General features: G+C 62.3%; 21 protein-coding genes. 3 read left to right on the top strand and 18 right to left on the bottom strand.

Annotated elements, in window-relative coordinates; genetic code table 11:
* From hisD to dnaE, 3 genes are all read right to left on the bottom strand, one after another.
* Positions 1-1,302: a histidinol dehydrogenase gene (gene hisD / locus SJY18_RS03775; protein WP_396668437.1), complete on the bottom strand. Its 1,302-nt coding sequence runs from the start codon at positions 1,300-1,302 to the stop codon at positions 1-3.
* Positions 1,302-2,330, bottom strand: coding sequence for a hypothetical protein (locus SJY18_RS03780; RefSeq protein ID WP_396668438.1), 1,029 nt, complete (start codon positions 2,328-2,330; stop codon positions 1,302-1,304). The genes hisD and SJY18_RS03780 overlap by 1 nt, the downstream gene beginning before the upstream one ends.
* 88 nt (positions 2,331-2,418) lie before the next feature.
* On the bottom strand, positions 2,419-5,889 hold the full coding sequence (dnaE, locus tag SJY18_RS03785; protein ID WP_396668877.1) for a DNA polymerase III subunit alpha: 3,471 nt from the start codon (positions 5,887-5,889) through the stop codon (positions 2,419-2,421).
* 110 nt (positions 5,890-5,999) lie between these two features.
* Here dnaE and SJY18_RS03790 point away from each other — a divergent pair, with 110 nt between their 5' ends.
* On the top strand, positions 6,000-6,473 hold the full coding sequence (locus SJY18_RS03790; RefSeq protein WP_396668439.1) for an NUDIX hydrolase: 474 nt from the start codon (positions 6,000-6,002) through the stop codon (positions 6,471-6,473).
* Between the two features lie 2 nt (positions 6,474-6,475).
* Here SJY18_RS03790 and SJY18_RS03795 read toward each other — a convergent pair whose 3' ends face one another.
* The 9 genes from SJY18_RS03795 to murC all read right to left on the bottom strand — a co-directional run bounded on the left by SJY18_RS03795 (position 6,476) and on the right by murC (position 13,952).
* On the bottom strand, positions 6,476-7,399 hold the full coding sequence (locus tag SJY18_RS03795; RefSeq protein WP_337338399.1) for an RluA family pseudouridine synthase: 924 nt from the start codon (positions 7,397-7,399) through the stop codon (positions 6,476-6,478).
* Between the two features lies 1 nt (position 7,400).
* Entirely contained in the window at positions 7,401-7,997 is a 597-nt protein-coding gene (gene lspA / locus SJY18_RS03800; RefSeq protein ID WP_337337746.1) for a signal peptidase II, read from the bottom strand.
* Between the two features lie 9 nt (positions 7,998-8,006).
* Positions 8,007-8,627, bottom strand: coding sequence for a DivIVA domain-containing protein (locus tag SJY18_RS03805; protein ID WP_396668440.1), 621 nt, complete (start codon positions 8,625-8,627; stop codon positions 8,007-8,009).
* 132 nt (positions 8,628-8,759) lie between these two features.
* Positions 8,760-9,062 carry a YggT family protein gene (locus tag SJY18_RS03810; protein ID WP_337337744.1) on the bottom strand — a complete coding sequence of 101 codons (303 nt, stop codon included), beginning with the start codon at positions 9,060-9,062 and terminating at the stop codon, positions 8,760-8,762.
* A 3-nt stretch (positions 9,063-9,065) separates the two neighbouring features.
* On the bottom strand, positions 9,066-9,527 hold the full coding sequence (locus SJY18_RS03815) for a cell division protein SepF (protein ID WP_337338398.1): 462 nt from the start codon (positions 9,525-9,527) through the stop codon (positions 9,066-9,068).
* Between the two features lie 32 nt (positions 9,528-9,559).
* Entirely contained in the window at positions 9,560-10,249 is a 690-nt protein-coding gene (locus tag SJY18_RS03820; protein WP_396668441.1) for a YggS family pyridoxal phosphate-dependent enzyme, read from the bottom strand.
* A gap of 1 nt (position 10,250) precedes the next feature.
* On the bottom strand, positions 10,251-11,399 hold the full coding sequence (gene ftsZ / locus SJY18_RS03825; protein WP_337337742.1) for a cell division protein FtsZ: 1,149 nt from the start codon (positions 11,397-11,399) through the stop codon (positions 10,251-10,253).
* A gap of 159 nt (positions 11,400-11,558) precedes the next feature.
* Positions 11,559-12,527: an FtsQ-type POTRA domain-containing protein gene (locus tag SJY18_RS03830; protein WP_396668442.1), complete on the bottom strand. Its 969-nt coding sequence runs from the start codon at positions 12,525-12,527 to the stop codon at positions 11,559-11,561.
* Positions 12,528-12,533: 6 nt separating this feature from the next.
* On the bottom strand, positions 12,534-13,952 hold the full coding sequence (murC, locus tag SJY18_RS03835) for a UDP-N-acetylmuramate--L-alanine ligase (protein WP_396668443.1): 1,419 nt from the start codon (positions 13,950-13,952) through the stop codon (positions 12,534-12,536).
* 116 nt (positions 13,953-14,068) lie between these two features.
* On the opposite strand from murC, the gene SJY18_RS03840 reads away from it, so the two are divergent.
* Positions 14,069-15,004: a hypothetical protein gene (locus tag SJY18_RS03840; protein ID WP_396668444.1), complete on the top strand. Its 936-nt coding sequence runs from the start codon at positions 14,069-14,071 to the stop codon at positions 15,002-15,004.
* The gene (locus SJY18_RS03845; protein WP_337337738.1) at positions 15,001-15,372 is read left to right on the top strand and encodes a GntR family transcriptional regulator; all 372 of its coding nucleotides are present in this window, start codon (positions 15,001-15,003) and stop codon (positions 15,370-15,372) included. Before SJY18_RS03840 ends, SJY18_RS03845 begins: the two co-directional genes overlap by 4 nt.
* A gap of 32 nt (positions 15,373-15,404) precedes the next feature.
* Here the strand turns inward: SJY18_RS03845 and SJY18_RS03850 are convergent, their stop codons facing one another.
* The 6 genes from SJY18_RS03850 to SJY18_RS03875 are packed head-to-tail and all read right to left on the bottom strand — an operon-like array spanning position 15,405 to position 23,567.
* Entirely contained in the window at positions 15,405-16,490 is a 1,086-nt protein-coding gene (locus SJY18_RS03850; protein ID WP_396668445.1) for a UDP-N-acetylglucosamine--N-acetylmuramyl-(pentapeptide) pyrophosphoryl-undecaprenol N-acetylglucosamine transferase, read from the bottom strand.
* Between the two features lie 9 nt (positions 16,491-16,499).
* Complete coding sequence (gene ftsW, locus SJY18_RS03855; RefSeq protein ID WP_337337736.1) at positions 16,500-17,750, bottom strand: putative lipid II flippase FtsW; 1,251 nt, start codon at positions 17,748-17,750, stop codon at positions 16,500-16,502.
* On the bottom strand, positions 17,716-19,254 hold the full coding sequence (murD, locus tag SJY18_RS03860; RefSeq protein ID WP_337337735.1) for a UDP-N-acetylmuramoyl-L-alanine--D-glutamate ligase: 1,539 nt from the start codon (positions 19,252-19,254) through the stop codon (positions 17,716-17,718). Before murD ends, ftsW begins: the two co-directional genes overlap by 35 nt.
* Entirely contained in the window at positions 19,251-20,354 is a 1,104-nt protein-coding gene (gene mraY, locus SJY18_RS03865) for a phospho-N-acetylmuramoyl-pentapeptide-transferase (protein ID WP_396668446.1), read from the bottom strand. The genes murD and mraY overlap by 4 nt, the downstream gene beginning before the upstream one ends.
* The gene (murF, locus tag SJY18_RS03870) at positions 20,351-21,763 is read right to left on the bottom strand and encodes a UDP-N-acetylmuramoyl-tripeptide--D-alanyl-D-alanine ligase (protein ID WP_396668447.1); all 1,413 of its coding nucleotides are present in this window, start codon (positions 21,761-21,763) and stop codon (positions 20,351-20,353) included. The genes mraY and murF overlap by 4 nt, the downstream gene beginning before the upstream one ends.
* Positions 21,764-21,788: 25 nt before the next feature.
* Complete coding sequence (locus SJY18_RS03875; protein ID WP_396668448.1) at positions 21,789-23,567, bottom strand: peptidoglycan D,D-transpeptidase FtsI family protein; 1,779 nt, start codon at positions 23,565-23,567, stop codon at positions 21,789-21,791.
* Position 23,568: the final 1 nt, after the last annotated feature.

A 23,568-nucleotide genomic window follows, 5' to 3' on the forward strand; every position in this document is an offset into this window, starting at 1 on the left:
CTACGCCTCGAACCGCGCCGTCACCGCTTCGCCGTGCGCAGGAAGAGCTTCTGCCTCAGCCAGTGTCACGATAGCGGCGTGCACAGCCTGCAACGCGTCGCGGTCGTACTCAATGACCTGCTGAGGACGCAAGAAAGTCGACGCAGATAGCCCTGCCGAATAGCGAGCCTGACCACCTGTCGGCAACACGTGGTTGCTGCCGGCGAGATAATCTCCCAGGCTGACTGGTGAATTCGGACCGACGAACACTGCGCCGGCATGAACGAAATCTTCTGGACGAGCGTCTTCAAGGTGCAGCTCAAGGTGCTCGGGCGCGTAGGCGTTGCTGAAAGCTGTCGCCGTTTCGATGTCGTCTACCAGCACGATCGCGGACTGCACTCCTTCGCACGCGGCCGTGATGCGATCGGCGTGTCGAGTGCCCGGGGTTCGCGCTGTGATCTCAGCCTGCACTGCCTCAGCGAGACGAACGGAGGTCGTAACCAGTACCGCAGAAGCCTGTTCGTCGTGCTCGGCCTGACTGATCAGATCAACGGCTACCAGCCGCGCGTCGGCGGCATCGTCAGCGACAATCAGAATCTCGGTCGCCCCGGCTTCAGAATCCGTGCCGACAAGCCCTGCGACAGCGCGCTTTGCCGCTGCCACGAAGTTGTTGCCGGGACCCGTCACCACATCAACCGGCTCAAGACCGAGTTCGGGCACCCCGTGCGCAAACGCGCCGATGGCTCCCGCTCCCCCGATGGCGTAAACCTCTTCGACACCGAGCAAACGTGCAGCGCCGAGAATCACCGGGTGCACCCGTCCGCCAAACTCCGATTGGGGCGGCGAAGCGAGAGCGATCTGCGTGACACCAGCTACCTGTGCCGGTACCACATTCATCACCACGCTGGAGGGGTACACAGCTTTACCACCGGGCACATAGAGTCCGACTCTGCGCACCGGCTGCCACCGCTGAGTGACGCGAGCACCTGAGCCGAGTTCGGTCACCACCGGAGGGGGAACCTGCGCGGCGGATGCTGCCCGCACGCGCGCAATTGCTTCCTCTAGCGCGCTGCGCACAGCGTGGTCGAGCCCCGCCAGCGCCTCATCAAGATGAGACGCGGGCACGCGCAGCTCGTGACCTGACACATGATCGAACCGCTCTGCTTGCTCGCGCAGCGAAACCTCGCCGCGCGCCTCGACGTCAGCGACGATCTCGGCGGCGACAGTGAGGGCATCGTTTCGCGCCGCGCTCGCGCGGGGCACGGTGGCCAGCAGCTCGACGGGCGTCATAGTGCGCCCGCGCAGATCGATGATGCGAAGCATTAGCCGCGGGTCACTCCCGATACGTCGTTGAGAATGCCAGTACGCCCATCTTCGTGACGTACGACGAAGCTCTCGCCACGATCTTCAATCACGAGCGCCCACGCAGTGGGACCGACGCGGAAGAGGGGCATGCCCAGTTCATCGACCACATCTCGCTCTTCGGGTGCGAGTGCCCAGAAGGCCTGTTGGCGCACGGGCTCAGCAACAGGGGCACCGTCGGCATCGGCATCGGCCGACTCGGCCGCGGCACCGTCAGCTTCTGCGCTCTCGCCCGCATCAACCACTGCAATCTCCTCGGCCGAGTACGCGCCGGTGACGCTGTCGTCGGTCGCGATCTCGGCGTCGGCATCGACTGGCTCGTGCGCATCGGCGCTGTCTTCAAGAGCACCGGAATCGTCAACGACAGGGGCTGCGACCGGGGCCGGGCGTGGCGAAATGGCCCTGATCGGACGCGCGTTGCGGTGCGCGGGAACCTGATCGCGACCGACGAAGTCCTCGTCGATCGGCGAGATGAACGGCGCGAACACCGTGAGGAAGACCCCGGCCATCATCAAGAAGAATGACACCCAGATCACCCAGCTGCGCACCCACTGTCCGGTGCTGCCAGCAAACGCGACCGTCTCCCAGATTGACTGAGCCCACAGCACGCTCGACACGCTGAATGCGACCGAGGCGAACTGGTCGATACCCAGCGATCCGACTCTGCGAATGCCGAGTGGCGACAGGCGCCGCAATACGATCAGGAACACCGCAGCGGTCGGAACACCGATAGTGAGAATCCACTGCAGACCCGACGTCCACACCGAATCGAAGCGCAAGGTGCTGAGTGAGAAGAACGAAACGATGAAGGCCACCGCCCACACGCCCATCAGCGCAACCTCGCGGATGGAGAACGGCCCTACGCCGTACTGCGGGGCATGCTCCGGCGTGGTGGCATCGTCGTCGCCGTCGGCCGTGCTTTCTGCCGCAGCGTCGGTGGAAACCAGCGCCTCCACATCGGAGTTTTCTGCGAGCTTGTCGTCCGTCACAATCTTCCCTTCTTGCCGCGCGAGCGCAGCGTAAGTCTTGTTCGATCCTAACCGCGCGTGGCCGGATCGAGATGAGGTGTTGATGAGATCACCCGAGGCACTGCGGCCCGAGCAACCCCTTCAATTCGCCGAAGAGGTCGGCCGTCACCGAAACCGGCATCGGCACTTCGAATACCTTCGCAACGCCGCCTTTATGCAGTCGCAGCGTGACCTCGGTGGTGCCGTGATGGCGGTTGAGCACTTGCGCAAGCTCTTCGACCAGCTGTTGAGTGGCCCGATGCTCGGGAACCAAGAGGGTGAGGGGGCCTGAAGCATCCAATGCACCCAGATCTGGCGTGAATGCCGCCTGGGCGTGGAGGTTCAAGCCATCGTCGCGTCGCGACACCCGCCCGCGCACCGCGAGGATCGAGTCGGCTATCAGCATCGATGAGAACTCGGCATACGTCTTGCCCATGAACATCACCGTCACTTCGCCGTTGAAGTCCTCGATGGTGATCATGCCGTACGGGTTGCCACTCGCCTTTGCAACCCGATGCTGCACGCTGGTGACAAGTCCCGCGACGGTCACCTGATCACCGTCGCTCAGGTCGTCCGAAGCAAGAAGATCATGGATGCTGATCGAGGCATGCTTCGCGAGCGGCACCTCGAGCCCGGCGAGCGGATGGTCAGAGACATACAGGCCCAGCATCTCGCGCTCGAATGCGAGCTTGTCTTTCTTCGTCCACTCGGGGCGCTCTGGTACCTTCGCCGGCGCAATCTCTTCGGTCTCGTCGTACAGGCTGTCGAAATCGAACCCGATGGCTCCCGTAGCCGCTTTTCGCTTGCTCTCGACCGCGGCTTCGGTGGCATCCTCGTGGATTTCCATGAGCGCTCTGCGCGTGGAGCCGAGCGAGTCGAACGCCCCCGCCTTGATCAGCGATTCAATCGTCCTCTTGTTGGAGACATGCATCGGAACCTTGGTGAGGAAGTCGTGGAAACTCACAAAGCTCTCGTCGGCGCGCGATGACACGATGCCATCCACAACGTTCGAGCCGACGTTGCGCACCGCACCCAGCCCGAAGCGGATGTCTTCGCCGACAGCGGCAAAGAATCGGATTGATTGGCCGACATCTGGCGGCAGCACTTTGATGCCCATGCGACGGCACTCGTTGAGGTATACCGCCATCTTGTCTTTAGAGTCACCGACGCTCGTCAGCAGTGCTGCCATGTACTCGGCCGGGTAGTGGGCTTTGAGATACGCCGTCCAATACGAGACCAGTCCGTAGGCCGCCGAGTGGGCTTTGTTGAACGCATAGTCGGAGAAGGGCAGCAAGATGTCCCAGAGCATCTTGATGGCAGCATCCGAATAGCCATTGGCGTGCATGCCTGCCTCGAAGCCTTCGAACTGCTTGTCGAGCTCCGACTTCTTTTTCTTGCCCATCGCGCGGCGCAGAATGTCGGCTTGTCCGAGGCTGAAGCCGGCAACTTTCTGTGCGATCGCCATCACCTGTTCTTGATAGATGATCAGGCCATAGCTGGTGTCGAGAATCTCGGCGAGCGACTCGGTGAACTCGGGGTGGATCGGAGTGATCTCTTGCTGGCCGTTCTTTCGCAGCGCGTAGTTGATGTGCGAGTTCGCCCCCATCGGCCCGGGACGATAGAGCGCGATCACGGCGGAGATGTCTTCGAAGTTGTCGGGCTTGAGCAGACGCAGCAACGACCGCATCGGGCCGCCATCAAGCTGGAAGACGCCGAGCGTGTCTCCACGCGAGAGCAGTTCGTAGGCGCCCTTGTCGTCGAGAGTGAGGTCTTCGAGCACGAGGGGATGGCCGCGGTTGGCTTCGATGTTGTCGAGGGCGTCGTTGATGATGGTGAGGTTTCGAAGCCCCAAGAAGTCCATCTTGATCAGTCCGAGCGACTCGCACGACGGATAGTCGAACTGCGTGACGATCTGCCCGTCTTGCTCTCGGCGCATAATCGGAATGATGTCGATGAGTGGCTCGCTCGACATGATCACCCCCGCCGCGTGCACGCCCCACTGCCGCTTGAGGTTCTCGAGCCCTACGGCGGTGTCGAAGACCGTTTTGGCCTCAGGGTCGGTCTCAATGAGGGTTCGAAACTCAGCCGCCTCTTTGAATCTCACGTGGCTCTTGTCGAACATTCCCTCGAGCGGCATGTCCTTTCCCATCACCGCGGGAGGCATCGCCTTGGTGAGCTTGTCTCCCATGCTGAAGGGAAAGCCCAGCACTCGACCAGCATCTTTCAGAGCTTGCTTGGCCTTGATGGTTCCGTAGGTGACGATCTGAGCGACGCGCTCATCACCGTACTTTTCTGTCACGTACTGAATGACCTCGCCGCGGCGCCGGTCGTCGAAGTCGACGTCGAAGTCAGGCATCGAGACACGGTCGGGGTTGAGGAATCGCTCGAAGATCAAGCCGTGCTGCAGCGGGTCTAGGTCGGTGATTTTCATCGCGTAGGCGACCATGGAGCCCGCACCCGAGCCTCGTCCGGGCCCGACACGAATACCGTTGGCCTTGGCCCAGTTGATGAAGTCGGCAACGACTAGAAAGTAACCGGGAAAACCCATCTGGATGATGACGCCGGTCTCATACTCTGCTTGTGCGCGCACCGCGTCAGGGATTCCGCTCGGGTAGCGGTAGTGCAGCCCAGTCTCGATCTCCTTGACGAACCAAGACTCCTCGGTTTCGCCTTCTGGCACCGGAAATCGTGGCATGTAGTTCGCGCTGGTGTTGAATTCGACGTCACAGCGTTCGGCGATGAGGAGCGTGTTGTCGCAGGCTTCGGGCTTGTCGCGGAAGACCTGCCGCATCTCGGCCGCAGACTTGACGTAGTAGCCATCGCCGTCGAACTTGAAGCGTTTGGGGTCATCGACCGTCGACCCTGACTGCACACACAGCAACGCGGCATGGGCAGAGGCGTCGTGCTGATGGGTGTAGTGCAGGTCATTGGTGCCGACCAGCGGAATATCGAGGTCTTTGGAGATCTTCAGCAGATCGCTCATGATTCGACGTTCGATGTCGAGTCCGTGGTCCATGATCTCGGCGAAGTAGTTCTCTTTGCCGAAGATGTCTTGGAACTCTGCCGCTGCGGCCCGCGCCGCATCGTATTGGCCGAGTCGCAGCCTGGTCTGCACCTCACCGGAGGGACAGCCAGTGGTGGCGATGAGTCCCTTGGAGTACTTCTGCAGAATTTCCCGATCCATGCGGGGTTTGAAGTAGTAGCCCTCGAGCGACGAAAGTGACGACAACCGGAACAGGTTGTGCATGCCTTCGGTCGATTCAGAGAGCAGTGTCATGTGGGTGTATGCGCCCGCACCCGAGACGTCGTCACGGCTTTGCTCCGGCGAGCCCCATTTGACTCGTGACTTGTCTGAGCGATGGGTTCCGGGCGTGACGTAGGCCTCGATGCCGATGATCGGCTTGATGCCCGCGTCTTTGGCGGTCCGATAGAACTCGAACGCGGCGAAGGTGTTGCCGTGATCGGTGACCGCGATCGCTGGCATGTCAAGGCGCACAGCTTCATCGATCATCGGCTTGATGCGCGCTGCCCCGTCGAGCATCGAGTATTCACTGTGTACGTGCAGATGTACGAAGGAGTCGGATGCCACTCAACGAGACTACCTTCGGGTCACGACGTGGTCGTCGTTGCGCGCCCCATAGGCTCGTTCTCATGGCAACTCCAGATTTCGTCCTGTCGCTTCGTGAGAAGCTCGGTCATTCCCCACTCCCGCTTGTAGGGGTAACCGCCGTCGTGTTCAAAGACGAGAAGCTGCTGATTGGCAAGCGCGCAGACAACGGTCAATGGCAGTGCGTCTCGGGAATCGTAGACCCGGGCGAGGAGCCCGCCGATGCTGCGGTGCGAGAGTGCCGCGAAGAAGCAGGCGTGGTGGTGCGCGCGACTCGCCTTGCTCTCGTGCAGCAGCTTCCGCGAATCACCTATGACAACGGTGATCAGGTCGACTATCTCGATCTCGTGTTCCGCTGCGACTGGGTCTCGGGTGACCCACACCCGGCAGACGGCGAACTCACCGAAGTCGGCTGGTTCGCGCTCGGTCAGCTCGGCGACATGGAGCAGGCACACGTACGCAAGATTGCGCTCGCTCTCGCCGAAGACGATCCTGCCTCGTTCTCAGGCGGTCGTTGAGATCAGGCGGGATCGCGCAACAGCTCGAGTGCGTGGCCCAAATCCTCGGGATACTCTGAGCGAAACGTCATCCACTCCCCCGTCGCCGGGTGTGAGAACGACAGCTCTCGCGCGTGCAGCCACTGACGGGTGAGTCCGAGGCGCGCGGCGATAGTGGGGTCGGCGCCGTAGAGCGGATCGCCCACGCAGGGGTGGCGGTGCGCAGCCATGTGCACTCGAATCTGATGAGTGCGACCGGTTTCGAGATGAATCTCGAGAAGAGATGCGCCGGGAAACGCTTCCATCGTTTCGTAGTGAGTCACCGAGTCTTTGCCGGTCGGCGTCACCGCAAACTTCCACGAGTGGGAGTGGTGGCGCCCGATGGGAGCATCGATGGTGCCGGCAAGAGGATCAGGGTGCCCTTGAACGACCGCGTGGTAGATCTTCTCGACGGTGCGTTCCTTGAACGCCTGTTTGAGTACGGAGTACGCGCGTTCTGTCTTCGCGACCACCATGAGGCCGCTGGTGCCGACATCCAAGCGATGAACGATGCCTTGGCGCTCGGCCGCCCCCGTCGTCGCGATGCGATACCCGCTGCCCGCAAGCGCGCCGAGCACGGTAGGACCCTCCCAACCGACAGACGGATGAGCCGCGACGCCGGTCGGCTTATCGACGACAACGAACTCGTCGTCGTCATAGACGATGCCGAGGTCTGGCACGTTGACCGGCACAACGCGCGGCTCCTCTTTCGGCGTCCACGACACGTCGAGCCATGATCCGCCGTGAAGCCGATCCGACTTTGCCAACACCCGGGTGTCCATCGTGACCCCGCCCGCTTCGGCGACTTCGGCGGCAAATGTGCGCGAGAAGCCCAGCATCTTTGCGAGCGCTGCGTCTACACGAACTCCGTCGAGGCCATCGGGAACGGGAAGCGAGCGTGATTCCACGTCAGTCGACCGATGAAATGGATGCTGCTGCATCCGGATTGTCGTCTGCTTCACGTTCATCAGCCGACTCGTTCTTGGCGACCGCACCTTCGCGGGTTCCATCGAATCGCAACCCCACGAGAACCATGATGGCGACGCCAATCATCATCGTCACGATGAACATGTCGGCGACGTTGTAGATCGCTGGCATCATCCAGGGGGTGTTGATGAAATCGATCACGTGCCCAACACCGAAGCCCGGTTCACGCACCAGTCGATCAGTGAGGTTGCCGAGCACACCGCCGAGCAGCAAGCCAAGACCGACAGCCCACAGCCTCGACTTCACTCGTGTGGCGGCGAGCCACACGATAGTGATGGCAACGCCGGCAAGTGCGATGGTGAAGACCCACGTCACTTCTTCGCCGAGCGAGAAGGCAGCACCAGGATTCTTGGTGAGATAGAAGATCAGGAAGTCGCCGATGATGTGAACCGACTCCTGATAGGGCAGGTTCTCAAGCGCGAGATACTTCGTAAACTGGTCGGCGGCCAGCACGATCGCCGCGAGAATCGCGATGATCGAGCCGGCCGCCGCCTGTCGAAGGGGAGGACGGACTGTCAAAAGTCCGGCTTAAAGGCCGACAGCCGAGACCGGGGTCGCACCCGACGAAGTGGCTGTGGTCTCCAGGTCGCGCAGCTTGCCCTCGATGTAGCCACGCAGCTGTGCGCGGTAGTCACGCTCGAAGCTGCGAAGCTCCGTGATGCGACCTTCGAGTTCCGTGCGGTCGCGCTCGAGCTTCTCGCGGGCTTCACGGCCACGCGTTTCAGCGTCATCGATAATCGACGCGGCCTGAGCCTTGGCGTCAGCGATCAGCTGGTCGCGCTGGGCCACACCCTCAGCGACGTGCTCGTCGTGAAGGCGCTGTGCGAGCTCGATGATGCCAGCGGTAGCCGCGGCACCTCCGCCTGTGGCAGCGGTCGCAGGCGCGGCTGCTGGGGCTGACTCGGTCTCGTCGGCGGCGGGCTCAGCCTCGGCGGCAACAGGCGCGGACTCTGCGGCAGGAGCTGCGGCGGCGTCGCCGGACTCGAGCTCCGCGACCTTAGCCTTCAGCTGCTCGTTCTCGGCGATAGTCTTGCGCCACTCAACGACGATCTCGTCGAGGAAGTCGTCGACCTCATCCGGGTCGAAACCTTCCTTGAAACGTACGTGCTGAAACTGCTTGGTGACGACGTCATCGGGGGTCAATGCCATGGTGATTCCTCTTTCGAGCGCTCCGGTCGCTGGCGTATGTCAGAAATACTCTCCCTGACGGGGCCGTATCTAGCAAGCATAGCCGCGGGTTCAGGTGACTGTCGAAGCAGTTCGTCGACGGTCTACTACTTATCAGGCACTTGCCAGCGCGCGCGTGACGCTCAGCAAGATGAAGCACAGCAGCATGGTGAGCGCGAAGCCAAAGTCAATGGCGACTGCTCCCACCCGCAACGGCGGTATGAGCCGCCGAAACAGCTTGATGGGCGGATCAGTGATCGAGTACACGATCTCAGCAGCAACCAGACCAGCGCCCTTGGGTCGCCACTCACGGTTGAAGACCGGAATCCACTCAAGGATCAGCCGTGCGATCAACACGAAGACATAGAGCAGCAGTAGCGTGTTGAGAATTGATGCGATGAGTTGGAGAACTGCCACGATCTACTGCTGCGCGAAGGGCACGGCGTCAGGGTCAGCCTGTACGACTGATCCATCGCCCGATACTGCAACGTTCTCGGGCGAGAGCAGGAATACCTTGCTCGTCACGCGTTCGATACGCCCGTAAAGTCCCAGCGACAGTCCACTGGCGAAGTCGATCAAACGGCGCGCGTCTGCGTCGCTCATCTGCGACAGGTTGATGATCACCGGAATTCCCTCGCGGAAGTTCTCAGCGATCACCTGAGCGTCGCGGTACTGCTTGGGGTGCACCGTAAGAATCTCGCTCACCGCCGTCGGCGTGGGCTGGCGCACAACCGTCGGACGGTGCAGCGGCGTCACAGGTGCGGACTTTTCCACACTCTGCGGGCTGCTTTTGCGGCTCATCGGCTGAGGCTCTTCGTACGCCTCTGCTTCTTCGTCGGCGAGACCTAGGTAGACCATGGTCTTCTTGAGCGGGTTCGACATTGCATCCTCCGTAGTGCTCATCTGTTCTGAGGTTAACCGTGTTGGGGCCGAAGGCCCGTGATTGCCGAGCCAATGCGCAGGTGTGTCGCGCCCATTGCGATCGCTTCGGCGAAGTCTGCGCTCATGCCGGCTGAGATCCACTCGGCGTCTGGCACGACGCTGCGAACGATGTCGGCGCAGCCACGCAGTCGTTCGAATGCTCGCGCCGGCTGCTCTTCGAGCGGGGCGACTGCCATGACGCCTCGTACGCGAAGACTGTCTTTCGCTGCGACATGTTCAGCCAGGGCAAGGAGGTCTTCGGGCGCGACTCCGCCGCGGCCCGTGTCGGAGGTGAGGTTCACTTGCAAAAGCACATCGAGAGTCGAGGAACCAGGTTCCGCTGCGCTGTCGAACGCGTTGGCCAACTTGGCGCGATCAACCGAGTGCACCATCGCGGCCGTAGATCGGATTGCTCGTGCCTTGTTGGTCTGGGCCTGGCCAACGAAGTGCCAGCGCAGATCCGAGAGGTGAGCCAGCGCAAGCGATTTCTCTGAGAACTCCTGCTGACGATTTTCGCCCACATCCCGAACGCCGAGCGCGTAGAGCGCTGCAACGAGCTCGGGTGGGTGGAACTTCGTCACGACAATGCGCGAGATTGACGCGGGGTCGCGGCCTGCCGAGCGAGCGGCATCCGCGATTCTCGCGTCAATCTCGGTGAGGCGAGCGCCTAAGTCGGCGTTCACGTCACTTCAGAAAGTCGGGAATGTCGAGATCGTCGTCGCCGAAGGCAGAGCCATAGTTCGACTCGACGTTGGCGCTCACCGATACCGGCTCGGGGTCGCGTGCGGCGACAGGCGCTTGCTCGTCTGCAACGTCGCTAGCAGCAGCCGTAGGAAGAGCTGGCGCGACGCGAGCGGTGGTGACGGGATCCACTCGCGACTGCGGCTCTCCGCCATCGAAGCCAGCGGCGATGACCGTGACGCGCACCTCATCTCCGAGGGTGTCGTCGATCACCGTTCCGAAGATGATGTTCGCCTCGGGGTGCGCGGCTTCTTTGACGAGCTGCGCCGCATCGTTGATCTCGAATATGCCGAGGTTCGACCCACCTTGCACCGAGAGGAGCACGCCGTGCGCGCCCTCGATGCTCGCTTCGAGCAGAGGGGATTCCACCGCCAGTTCGGCTGCCTTGATTGCACGATCCGCGCCTCGCGCCGAGCCAATGCCCATCAGGGCAGAGCCCGCGCCCTGCATCACAGATTTCACGTCTGCGAAGTCGAGGTTGATCAGACCAGGAGTCGTGATGAGGTCGGTGATGCCCTGCACACCGGCCAAGAGCACCTGGTCGGCAGTGGCAAAAGCTTCGATCATCGAAATGCCACGGTCGCTGATCTCAAGCAGACGGTCGTTCGGAACGACGATGAGAGTGTCGACCTCTTCTTTCAGCTTCGACACGCCGGTTTCAGCCTGGCTCTGCCGGCGACGACCTTCGAACGAGAACGGCTTGGTGACGACACCAATGGTCAATGCGCCGATGGACTTGGCAATCTTCGCGACGACGGGGGCTCCACCGGTGCCGGTTCCGCCACCCTCGCCCGCAGTAACGAAGACCATGTCAGCGCCACGAAGCGCTTCTTCGATCTCTTCAGTGTGGTCTTCTGCGGCACGACGCCCAACCTCGGGGTCGGCTCCGGCGCCGAGGCCACGGGTGAGCTCGCGGCCAACGTCGAGCTTGACGTCGGCGTCGCTCATCAGCAGCGCTTGCGCATCGGTGTTGATCGCAATGAACTCCACGCCACGCAGGCCGAGCTCGATCATTCGGTTGACGGCGTTAACGCCGCCTCCACCAACGCCGACCACCTTGATGACGGCGAGGTAGTTCTGGTTCTGGCTCATGCCGGCCTCCGGACCTGGGTAACCTTCAACCTCTAGTAGAGGTCTAAAGAATTGCTCGGTATGCAATTCCTGAATTGAAGGTATGCCGCGGGTTGACGTGGCGGCGGAAGGCCGTGGGCGTGTCGTCACATCTCCGCCCCAGATTGGAGCGATCAGACATCAGAGCACGACAATTGCCGCGGGCGATGAGACGTCATAGCTGAGCACATCTTCGGGAGGACGCGTCTGCATGATCTTTTCGAGTTCGAAGGCTTTGAGTGCGGAGTCCTCCGCGCTCCCCCACACGACATCCGTATTGGTGCCGCCGAAGGTGAGAGTAACGTCGTTGGGCGACGACGCAGACACGCTGGTGACGCGTTCGAGGATGCTGTCGGGAAGCGATCGAATCACCTGACCGACGGCGTGAAACGCGTCAGAACGAGATCCACCTGTCACCTCGATGATCGGCTCGTCACTCTCGCGATTCTCGGTGGTCGCGAGCGCAACCCCGGCTGCGTCGACCAACGTGTACCCGGCGGCCGACTCGATCAGTCCCACCGGGGTTCGTTCAACAAGCTGCACGACGAGTTCGTGCGGAGGACGAGCCTCGAGCGTGTACGACTCGATCAGCGGAAACGCCACGAGCGCGGCCTTGACGGCGCTCTCGTCAACAAGTGGCAGCGGCGTGTTCAGCTGAGACGAGAGCGCCTCCGAGATTTCCTCTGCGTCGAGGCGCTCTGCGCCGACGACGACGATGTCTTCAACCGCAAGAAGTGGGCTGTACGCCGCACCGAGCGTCACGACCACCAGCGCTGCCAGCGAAGCGAGCGAGCCGATCCACACCATGCGCCGTCGCCGCTGTCGACCCGTGAAACGGCGCACCTCGGAGCGCAACGCTTTGCGCCTTGCACGGGAGGCGCGCCAGACGTCGCGCATGCCCACGTCACCCTCGTAGGCAGCATTGCCGTCGTCGCCCGCGGGCAGCGGCGCAACCCGGCCGTCCGCCCCCGCCTGCGGCGCGAGCGCGATGACCGGCGCAGTGGGGTTCCCGTAGCGATCTGCCGTTGTCTCGTCGCCCTCAAACGACTCTTCCTCGCCTGACGGCGCGGGTCTCGCCGGAGGCGGCGGCAACGGCGGGGGTCGGCGCATGCGCCGCTACTCCCCCTGGCCCGTCACAGCGTCAGAGCTTTCAAGTGCTTCAAGCACCTGCGGAATGATGAGGTTGACGTTGCCACATCCCAAGGTGATGATGTAGTCCCCGTCGCGAGCGACGGAAGCCGTGTAGTCAGCGGCCTCCTGCCAATCAGCGACGAAGTGGACCTTGCTAGAATCCGAGAACGCTTCGCTCACGAGGGCTCCGGTCACGCCGGCCACGGGGTCTTCCCTCGCACCGTAGACGTCGAGCACGACCGTGTGGTCGGCCAGCGACTCGAGTACGTCGGCGAACTCCTGGAACATGTCCTGCGTTCGCGAATAGGTATGGGGCTGGTGGAGCGCGATGATGCGCCCCTCGCCGACGACAGTTCGAGCGCCAGAGAGCGCTGCCGCGACCTCAGTGGGGTGATGCGCATAGTCGTCGTACACGCTGACCCCACGTCTGGTCTCGTGGAGCTCAAAGCGTCTGGCCGTGCCGCCGAAGGCCTGCACAGCATCGACGGCTGCTTCGAAGTCGTATCCCAGCGTGACGAGCACGGCAACCGCTCCGGTCGCATTGACAGCGTTGTGAACTCCCGGAATGCCCAACTGAGCGTGCGCGGTCTGGTCGCCATGAGTGATTGAGAACGAGACGGGGCCGTCTGTGCGGATGTCATGCACACGGAACGTGGCATCGCTCGCTTGGCCGAACGTGACCATGTGGGGATGTGAGATCTCCCGCGCTACCCGCACTGCGCCGGCGTCATCAGACGAGATGACCACGGCCTCGCTGGCGCTGTTGGCGAACTCGGCGAACGCGGTGTAGAACTTCTCACGGGTTCCCCAGTGATCGAGGTGATCGGGGTCGACATTGGTGATGAGCGCGACCGCGGTGTCGTACAGCACGAAGGTGCCGTCTGACTCGTCGGCTTCGATGACGACAAGATCGCCTGATCCGTTGCCGCTTGAAACGCCGAGATGCGCGATCACTCCACCATTCACGAAGGTGGGATCAGCATCCAGCCCCTGAAGAGCGGTAACGACCATGCCGGTCGACGTGGTCTTGCCGTGGGCACCCGCCACCGAAACAAGTCGCCGAGCGCCAATGAACCAATGCAGCGCCTGAGAACGGTGAATCACGTGCAATCCGCGCTGCTTGGCCAGCACGAATTCCGGATTCTCTGGCCAGATCGCGCCCGTGTGCACGACCGTGTCGACGTCGTCAGCGAGGTTCGACGCTTCGTGACCCACGTAGACAGTCGCGCCCAGCGCGGCGAGCTCTTGGAGGTACTTGCTGTCGGCGCGGTCAGAGCCCGACACCTTGATGCCACGCTCAAGGAACATGCGCGCAAGCCCCGACATGCCGGAACCACCGATTCCGATGAAGTGGGCGGCCTCGATGTTCTCGGGGATGGGCAGGGTGAGGTCGGGTCTGATCATGACCTCTCAATCCTAAGTTGGCGATTGGATGCTGCACCCCCGGCGCGCTGGCATGTGGCTGTGAGGCTGCCTCGTATGTGTTGACACATTGATACATTGCAAGACACAATCGGGCCATGGAGTTCTACATGTCGATGGAGGTGTTCAGCGCGATCTTCTTGGTCGCTATCGCTGCTGTACCGATAGGTGTCCTCATCTCACTGCGCAGGCCCAACTGGGGCATCACCCACGTGTACAAGGCTTCGACGCGGGCTCGGCTACCAATCACGTCGGATGAGATGTGGTGGAGCATTCGGCGCCGCTCGCGAAATGAAACTCGTGCGAGTATGTGGGGCTTGTTGATCGCGGTGGCAATCGTCGGCACGCTTTTTGCATTCACTCAGCTGAAGTCGAGCCCGTATTTCATCTGGATCCTGGTGCTCATGATCTTCGTTGTAACCGCGGTGACGTCAACCCTCGCCAGCACGCGTGAACGCCTCTTCTCGCCCGCTCCGCAGGCCGCGCGCATTGCGCGGGCGCGCGAGCTTGATGTCTCGGACTATCTGTCATCCGTGCGTCAATACACGCCACGGGTCTTACTCATCGCCGCCGGTGTGGCATTCACCGTGCTGTGCCTCAGCGCTTTCTGGAAAGAGATCAGCATCCCAGTGATCGCGGGATCGGCGGCCAGTCTCGCGCTCGCATTGGTGGCGACGTGGATCTGCCGAGTCGCAGAACAGCAGATTCTCGCTTGCCCGCAGCCCGCAACCAACACCCTTGAGCTCGGTTGGGATGATCTCTTCCGCACAGATTCGCTCAACAATCTCAGAATGGTCGCCGCGATGACAGCGTGGCTACCATTTGGCATTGCGCTGACCGCACTCACCAACGCTTGGATCTTTCGCGGTCAAACCGACCTCGAACAGTTTGCTGGGCTGTTTCCATGGTGGGGCATTCCGCTTTTGCAGGTTATGTATGTGCTCGGCGCGGGTCGGCTCTCACCTGCGCTCTTTCCCGAATACTTGAACTCCCCGCAAGCTGATCTGTCTGTGCCAAAGGAGATAGCGAAGTGATCGTCATCGATCCGCAATCGCACGTACCGCCGTTCGAGCAATTGCGCGCCGGCTTGCTCGCTGCCGTCGCGTCGAACGAACTAGCTGCCGGTCAACGCCTGCCAACGGTTCGACGTCTGGCAGAAGACCTCGGGATCGCGCCCGGAACGGTCGCGCGCGCATACCGGGAGCTCGAAGCATCCGAAATCATCGAAACGCGCGGACGCAACGGCACATTCGTCTCGGCCACCGGCGACCCTAGCCGCCAACAGGTGCAACGCGCGGCGGCCGCGTTCGCGGAACAGATCCGCGCGCTGAGTTTCGACGCAGACGAAGCGCTCACCCTCGTGACAGCCGCTCTGCGCGGTGGAGACACCGCGCTCACCTAGCCCTTGGCCGCCCCTCACACATCGCAGCGGTTCTACTGCGCGAGCGCCGCGTCAATCATCGCCACGACGTTCTCGGCACCAGTGCGCGTGCCGACGGTTGCCGCAGCATCCACCATGGCCTTCTGGCGTGCGTCGTCAGCCAACAATGGCAGGATTTCACTACGCACCCGAACGCCGGTGAAGTCACCGTCAGCGATGATCACGGCCGCTCCCGCGCGCACTGCCGACGCCGCGTTGAGTGCCTGTTCGCCGTTGCCCACCGCGTAGGGAACATAGACGGCGGGAATTCTGAGCGCACTGATCTCGCTCACCGTCGCTGCGCCGGCGCGCGAGACGATCACGTCAGCGAGAGCAAACGCGAGGTCCATGCGATCGACATAGCGACGCAGAGCATAACCGTCTGCGCCAGGATCGGGCAGTTCGCTTCGCTCCCCCGTGACGTGCACCAGCTGCCAGCCGGCATCGACGATATCGCGCCACGCGCCGTCGTGACCTTCGCCGAATGCAATGTTCAGCCGCAGTGCGCCGAGCGAGCCGCCGAACACCAGCAGGGTCGGCTGTTGCGCATCAAGGCCAAAATACGCGGCAGCCTCTGCGCGCAGCGCGTCTCGGTCAAGCTCGACGATCTCCCGTCGAAGCGGCATCCCGACGAACTCACCGCCCTTGATTCTTGTGCCTTCAAACGCGACGCCTACGCCTGCGGCCCATCTGGCACCGAGCACGTTGGCAAGCCCAGGCTTGGCGTTCGCTTCGTGAATGACCACGGGAACCTTCACACCTCGCGCTGCGACGTACGCGGGCGCTGAGGCGTAGCCTCCGAAGCCGACGACGACGTCAATGTTGCGCTCGGAGATGTACTCGCGCACGGCAGCGACAGCACGCCGGAAGCGTCCGGGAAAAGCAGCCGCTGACTTATCGGGCCGCCTGGGGAACGGCAGCTTCTCGATGAAAAGCAGCTCGTAGCCGCGTTCGGGTACGAGCCGCGCTTCGAGACCCTCGCGGGTGCCGAGCACCAGAATCTCTGCCTCCGGGTCGCGTTCGCGAAGCACATCGGCCACAGCAAGCAGAGGGTTGACGTGGCCAGCGGTGCCACCGCCAGCAAGAAGATAGGTCGTCACTCGCCGAGTTTAGCGGCGCGAAGCGGTTGCGTTTTGACGCGCATTGCGACCGGGCGCCGTCGGCGCCACCGTTCGCTTCTGCGGCAACGTGCGTGCGAACGCGAGCAACACACCCGATGCCACGAGCACCGAGACCAGTGACGTCCCGCCCTGCGACAAGAACGGCAGCGGCACACCGAGCACCGGGAACACGCGCAACACGACGCCGATGTTGATGAGCGCCTGCCCGACGATCCAGACGGTGATACCGCCCGCGACGATGCGCACGAACGGGTCATCGGTCTTGCGGATGATGTGGAAGGCTCCGACTGCGAACAGCGCAAACAATCCGAGCACGACAGCGCAGCCGATCAAGCCCAGCTCTTCACCGACGATTGCGAAGATGTAGTCGTTGGCCGCTGCGGGCAGCCAGTCGTACTTTTCGCGCGAGTTGCCGAGGCCCAGGCCGAAGATTCCGCCCCCGGCGAGTCCCCATACTCCGTGCAGCGGCTGATAGCAGTCGTTGTAGTAGTCAGCCAGGCAGTCAGGGTTCAAGAAGCTCATGAACCGGCGCATGCGGTCAGGGCTCGTGACCGCCAAGATGGCGACCGCGATAACCGCGCCAATCGCTGGCAGCACGAACACGCGCAGTCGCACGCCCGAGAAGAACAGCGCGCCGAGAGCGACGAGCACGAGAATCATCGCCGTGCCGAGGTCTTTACCCGCAAGCACCGTTCCGATCACGAGCACGGTCACGGGAACCAGCGGGATGTACACGTGCTTCCACGAACCCAGCAGGGTGCGCTTGCGGAACAGCACGTAGCCGATCCACAGCGCGAGTGCGAGCTTCAAGAACTCCGAGGGCTGAGCCTGCAGCCCACCGATGTTGATCCAGTTTCGGTTTCCGTCAGCGGAAACACCGAGCGGAGTGAACACCAGCAGCTGAAAGATCGTGGCACCGATCAGGGCTGGCCACGCGATCCGCTTCCAGAACTTGATCGGCAGCCTGCTCGCGACGAACATCAGCGGCACACCGATCAGTGCGAAGACGAACTGCTTCATCACCGAGTCATACGGCGGCTCGCCTGCGGCCGTCGCCACGGCAGACGTCGCCGACAGAATCATGACGAGGCCGAAGATCGTCAGCATCAGCGCAGTCGACGCGATCAGAAAGAACTCGCTCGGCACTGGCGCGAAAATGCGGCCTAGCGAAACTCGCGCGGCAAGGCCGTGTCTATCACCGTTCTCAGTGGCCGTCGGACGCGGCGAAGTCGTCGTCACCCGCGCCCCCCGTTCCAACTCTGTCTGTCACAGCCGCGTGAAACCTGCGGCCTCGGTCTGAGTAAGAGGCGAACTGATCGAAGGATGCTGCGGCGGGAGCAAGTAGAACAACGTCCCCGTCGCGGGCAATCCCGGCTGCCAGTTCAACCACCTGCACCATGACTTGTTCAGTCTCAGTCGTATCTACCTCGAACACTGGCACCGTTGGGGCGTGTCGTTCGAACGCGGCCACCACAGCGTCGCGCTCGACGCCGATGACAATTGCCGCCTTGGCGCGCGCGCCCGATGTCGCCACCAGCTCAGAGATGTCGACACCTTTGAGCAACCCGCCGACTACCCAGACCGCGCCCGGGTATGCAGCGAGCGATGAGGCCGCGGCGTGCGGGTTGGTTGCTTTGGAGTCATCGATCCATGTGACGCCACCGCTTCGCGCGACGACCTGGATGCGGTGAGGGTCGAGCGTGAATGCCTGCACCGCGTCGTGAATGGCCGCCGGTGGCACGTCAAGGGATCGCGCCAGCGCAGCGGCGGCAAGAATGTTAGCCGCCATGTGCGGAGCGGCAAGACCTGCCACCTCGAGGTCTGCGAGCGTCATCAGCTCGAAAGCACTGGTGCGGCGTTCCTCGTGAAAAGCGCGATCGACCAGAATGCCGTCCACGATGCCGAGATCGCTCGGACCCGGGACGCCAAGATCGAATCCAATCGCGCGCGCACCCTCGACGACATCCGCGTCTTCTACCATCGAGCGCGTTGCGGTGTCGGCTTTGTTGTAGACGCAGGCGACGCGGGTGTGGTCATACACTTGCGCTTTCGCATCGCGATATGCCCGAGCGGAGCCGTGCCACTCGAGGTGGTCATCGGCGAGGTTGAGGCATGCCGCGGCATAGGGAGACAGTCGATTACTGCCCTGCTGCAAAGCGAGGTACCAGAGCTGGTGACTCGACAGTTCTACAACGAGCACGTCGAAACCCGAGGGGTCACGCACCGCATCGAGCACTGGAGTGCCGATGTTGCCCACCGGAGCTGCGCGCAATCCGCCCGCCGCCAGCATGCTTGCCGTAAGGCGCGTGGTGGTGGTCTTGCCGTTGGTGCCGGTGATCAGAACCCAGTCCGCGGGAGTGCCGTCTGGTCGCGCGACCTTGTCGCGCACCCGCCAAGCCAGTTCGATGTCACCCCACAGCGCAGCATCCGAGGACTGCGCCCATTCGATGAGCGGATGAGTGGGCGAGAACCCGGGTGAAGCGACTACCACTTCGGGGGCGAAGTCGATCAGCTCTTGCGGCGCCGCATCAAGCGGGCCCACCCAGAGTCGGGCACCGATGACAGGAATCAAAGTGGCGTATTCCTCGGCCGCATGTTCGGTGAGCACAAGCACGGTGGCGCCCAATTCGGCCAAGGTGTCGGCGACCGAGAAACCGGTCACTGAAAGCCCGAGAACGGCTACTCGCAGACCTTTCCAGTCAGAATGCCAACTGGTGAGCGTATCGAGGCGCGGGGCACTCATGTACTGGCGAGCCACTCGACGTAGAAGAACCCAATGCCGGTGACCGCGAGCAGGCCTGCGATGATCCACATGCGCACAACGATGGAGATTTCAGACCATCCGCGCATCTCGAGGTGGTGATGGAACGGGCTCATCAAGAACAGCCTCTTGCCACGGGTGGCTTTGAAGTACAGACGCTGCAGTATCACCGAGCCGGGCCCGATGATGAATGCGCCGGCAATGATCACGCCGAGAACTTCGGTGCGCGAGAGGATCGACATCGCGGCGATCACTCCACCGATCGCCATAGAGCCGACGTCGCCCATGAACACCTCGGCCTTCGGAGCATTCCACCACAAGAAGCCGACGAGCGCGCCCACGAATGCGGCCGAGACAATCGCCAAGTCGAATGGGTCACGAGTGGCGTAGCACCCGGTACTCAACTCCGCGATGACCGATGCGCACGACTGATTGAACTGCCAGAACACCACGAGGCTGTACGCGCCGACAACGAAGATCCCGACGCCGGTAGCGAGGCCATCTAGGCCGTCTGTCACGTTGGTGCTGTTCGACCAGGCGACGCCAATGAACGACACCCATGTGAGGTACAGGATCCAGCCGATAATGGGTCCGAGAACCATGAACGACAGCACTGGCACGTCTCTGAAGACGGAGATATAGGGCGACGCGGGTGTCTGGCCAAGCGCATTGGGATAGTTCAGGGAGACAATGCCGAACGGAATCACGACAAGAATCTGGCCAACGATCTTTCGCCAGCCCGACAAACCAAGGCTGCGCTGTTGCCGAACCTTCAGGAAGTCGTCGATGAAGCCCACGATCCCAAAGCCGACCATCATCCACAAAACCAGCAGGCCCGAAATCGTCGGCGGATTATTCCCAGTGAACGCACCGATCAGATAGCCCACGATCGTGCCGGTGATGAAGATCGTTCCCCCCATCGTCGGGGTGCCGCGCTTCGTGTGGTGGCTCGGGTTGTTGATGCTCTCGGGCGTGCGGATGACCTGTCCCCAACCCCACCGGCGAAACGATCGCAAGAAGACGGGGGTGAGAAAGAGGGTAAAGGCCATAGAGATCGCCGCTGCCGTCAGAAGTGATCTCACGAGAAGGATTCTCCCAGACGATCGCCCAAATGACGTAGTCCAGCAGAGTTCGACGACTTCACGAGCACTCTGTCACCGTCGCGCAATTCGCCTACCAGGTAGTCGTACGCCTCATCAGCGGTTTCGAAGAACACCGCTTCAGCATCCCACGATCCCTGTGCAACCGCTTCGAGAAACATGCGGCGCGCAGGCGTCCCTACCACGACGATGCGCTGAATACCGAGCCGAACTGCGAGCAGACCCACCCGATCGTGCTCCTCTTCGGCGTACTCACCGAGCTCGCTCATCGCCCCCAAGACGGCGACTTTGCGCTCGTCGGCGCTGGTGATCTGCGCGAGCGTGCGCAGAGCAGCCGCCATCGAGTCCGGGCTGGCGTTGTAGGCGTCATTGATGATGCGCACGCGCTGCGATCCCATGGGCTGCATGCGCCAGCGTTCCGCGATCTCTACGGTTTCAAGGCGCGCGACGCAGTCAGCGAGCGACACGCCCCACGCTGTGGCTGCAGCAATCGCTGCCAGGGCGTTAGACACGTGGTGCTCGCCGAGCACCTGCAGATGAAGGGGGGCGCTCACACCATCGACAGTGACGGTGCACCGGGTTCCGTCCGCCGCCACCGCGACGTTGTCTGCTCGCACCTCAGCGTCGGCGCCACGACCAAACCAACGAACTGAGGCGCCGACCTCACCCGCGATCGGGGCCATTGCAGCCACACGCGGGTCGTCGATGTTCAGCAGTGCGACGCCGTCGGCGCGAAGCGCGCGCACCAGTTCCGACTTTGCGTGGAAGGTCGCCTCGATGCCGCCGAAACCACCGGCGTGCGCCATGCCGACCATGAGCACCACTCCGGCATCGGGAGTAACCAGCCCGGCAAGTCGTGCGATCTCGCCCGGAGCGCTTGCCCCGAACTCGCTCACGAGAAAACGTGTCTGCTCGGTGACACGCAGCATCGTCAGAGGTGCGCCGACCTCGTTGTTGAATGACGCTTTCGGCGAAACCGTCTCGCCTTCGCCCTCGAGAATGCGTGCGAGAAGGTTCTTGGTCGTCGTTTTTCCGTTCGATCCCGTGATGCCGACAACCCTGAGGTCGCCACGCGCCCGCGCCTGGGCGACGACTTCACGGGCGAGGTCTGCGAGTGCCAGCACGACGTCTGTCACCACGATCTGTGTCACCGATGCGGCCACCGGCCGTTCGACGATCGCAAGAACGGCGCCCGCACTGACTGCAGCGTCGACGAACTCGTGTCCGTCGGTTGTCTCACCCGGCTTCGCGACAAAAATGCCGCCGGGCATCATCAGCCGAGAATCAGTGTCGACTGCGCCCGAGACCACGGTCTCGGGAGTGTCATCAGAGCTGAGCTGAAGGTCGCCGCCGATGGCGCGCGCGATGTGAGCGAGGGAAAGAGCAATCATGTGGTCTCCGGCAAGATCGCCAGGGTCACCCGAACTTGGGCAACTCCTCGGGCGTCGACGTTGAGGGCATCACTCGGAAGGTCTTGAGAACCTGCGTCATGGCCTTCTGGAACGCCGTCGCGTTAGCCGCTGACGACTTTACCTTTTGCGGCTCGTCAAGGGTGACGACCACGAGGTACTCGGGGTCGTCGGCTGGTGCGAACCCGATCATTGTCGTGTAGTACGCGTCCAGTTTGTAGACGCCGTTCTCTGACTTCTCGCCAGTTCCCGTCTTGACGGCGATGCGATAGCCGGGCACCTCGACATCGTCGGCATAAAGCGCCTGCATGGCGACGTTCTCGAGAATCGCCTGCGTCTGAGTGGCAGTTTCTTCGCTCACGATCTGAACCGGATCAGGAAGCTCCGGTGTGCTGACCGTGCCATCCGCGGCAGTGCATGACTCTACGAGCGAAAGTGGCATGCGAACGCCGTCGTTGGCAATCGCCCCGTACGCGCCAGCAAGCTCCGGCATGGTCGTTGTCAGCCCCTGGCCGAACGCCGTGTTGTACAGCGTCTGATTGTCCCAATCGGCGGCGGGCCTGACCAAGCCAGACTGCTCACCGGGGAAGCCAACCGCACTGCCCTCGCCGATGCCGAAGTCCTTCAAGTAGTCGTAGCGAGTTTCAGCTGACACCGTTTCGCTGAACTTTGAGATGCCCACATTCGATGAGTCGATCAGGGCCCCCGTCAGCGTGTAATTGAAAGTCTCGTGCTGAAACGAGTCGCGTACTGAAGCACCGTTGGCGAATGTCTCTTGGCCTGAGGCGGTAACCGTGGAGGCAGGAGTCTGCCCACCAGCATCCATCACAATCGCGGCCGTGAGCCCCTTGAAAGTGGATCCCGGCTCAAACCAGCTGCGAAAGATTCGACTCGCGCGGTCTTCACTATCAGTCGCTGTCACGTCGTTGGGGTCGACTGTCGGGTATTCGGCTGCGGCGCGAATCTTTCCGGTAGCAACTTCTGTCACCATGATCGCGCCGCTTTGAGCGCGCATGTCGATCACCTGCTCACCGATGAGCTGCTGCAGATACCACTGCAGATCTCGATCGATCGTCAATTGCAGGGTGCCACCGTCGACCGCCGAGATCTCGCGTTCCGTTCCGGGAATGACAACGCCGTCTTTGCCCTGCGAGAAGGTGCGCGTGCCGTCGGTGGGCGTCAAGCAGTCGTTCTGAGAAAGTTCTAGGCCTTCGAGCGGCCCGTCGGTGCCGATAAAGCCGACCAGGTTTCCGGCCACAGCGCCATCGGGGTAAGAGCGGGCTGGATGCTGTAGACAGGCGATGTACGGAACAGCCAGATCGGCGAGATCTCGAAATTGCTCTGTCGTGACGCTCTGTTTGAGGTAAGCGAAGCGCGATTCGGCGTTCTCGGTCAAGGCATCGGTGACGATCGCGCGCACGTCGTCCACTGGCAGCTCGACGATGGCAGCTGCATCGGCTGATACTTCGTCCCAACTGCGGGCGGTCGATTCGCCCGCGACGATGTCTTCGTCGATCTGGGTGATGAGCAAGGGGTCGAGCTGGCAGTCATAAAGAAGGATGCTGCCCGCGAGCGTTTCGCCCTCTGAGTCAACGATCGAACCACGGCTGCCATACAGCGGCTGGCTGCTGCCGAAGGCGCGGTCCATCGAGTCTGCAATGTGATCGTCAGCATTGACGACTTGGATGTCGACCAATCGCACGATGAATGCGATCAGAACAGCCAGCACGACCGCAAGCGCGACGACGGTGCGTCGGCGCGGACTGCGTGTAGCTTGCGTGGTCATG

Source organism: Microbacterium sp. R86528 (genome assembly GCF_044596335.1).
In the GTDB taxonomy this organism is placed as follows: Bacteria; Actinomycetota; Actinomycetes; order Actinomycetales; family Microbacteriaceae; genus Microbacterium; species Microbacterium marmarense.

What these genes read in the sequence shown, in the direction of transcription:
- SJY18_RS03805 (WP_396668440.1), bottom strand. Translation starts at nt 8,627, where the DNA reads ATGGCATTGACCCCCGATGACGTCGTCACCAAGCAGTTTCAGCACGTA.
- ftsZ (WP_337337742.1), bottom strand. Translation starts at nt 11,399, where the DNA reads ATGAGCCAGAACCAGAACTACCTCGCCGTCATCAAGGTGGTCGGCGTT.
- murD (WP_337337735.1), bottom strand. Translation starts at nt 19,254, where the DNA reads ATGAGTGCCCCGCGCCTCGATACGCTCACCAGTTGGCATTCTGACTGG.
- dnaE (WP_396668877.1), bottom strand. Translation starts at nt 5,889, where the DNA reads ATGCTCGACGGGGCAGCGCGCATCAAGCCGATGATCGATGAAGCTGTG.
- SJY18_RS03830 (WP_396668442.1), bottom strand. Translation starts at nt 12,527, where the DNA reads ATGCGCCGACCCCCGCCGTTGCCGCCGCCTCCGGCGAGACCCGCGCCG.
- murF (WP_396668447.1), bottom strand. Translation starts at nt 21,763, where the DNA reads ATGATTGCTCTTTCCCTCGCTCACATCGCGCGCGCCATCGGCGGCGAC.
- SJY18_RS03875 (WP_396668448.1), bottom strand. Translation starts at nt 23,567, where the DNA reads ATGACCACGCAAGCTACACGCAGTCCGCGCCGACGCACCGTCGTCGCG.
- SJY18_RS03815 (WP_337338398.1), bottom strand. Translation starts at nt 9,527, where the DNA reads ATGTCGAACCCGCTCAAGAAGACCATGGTCTACCTAGGTCTCGCCGAC.
- hisD (WP_396668437.1), bottom strand. Translation starts at nt 1,302, where the DNA reads ATGCTTCGCATCATCGATCTGCGCGGGCGCACTATGACGCCCGTCGAG.
- SJY18_RS03790 (WP_396668439.1), top strand. Translation starts at nt 6,000, where the DNA reads ATGGCAACTCCAGATTTCGTCCTGTCGCTTCGTGAGAAGCTCGGTCAT.
- SJY18_RS03840 (WP_396668444.1), top strand. Translation starts at nt 14,069, where the DNA reads ATGGAGTTCTACATGTCGATGGAGGTGTTCAGCGCGATCTTCTTGGTC.
- murC (WP_396668443.1), bottom strand. Translation starts at nt 13,952, where the DNA reads ATGATCAGACCCGACCTCACCCTGCCCATCCCCGAGAACATCGAGGCC.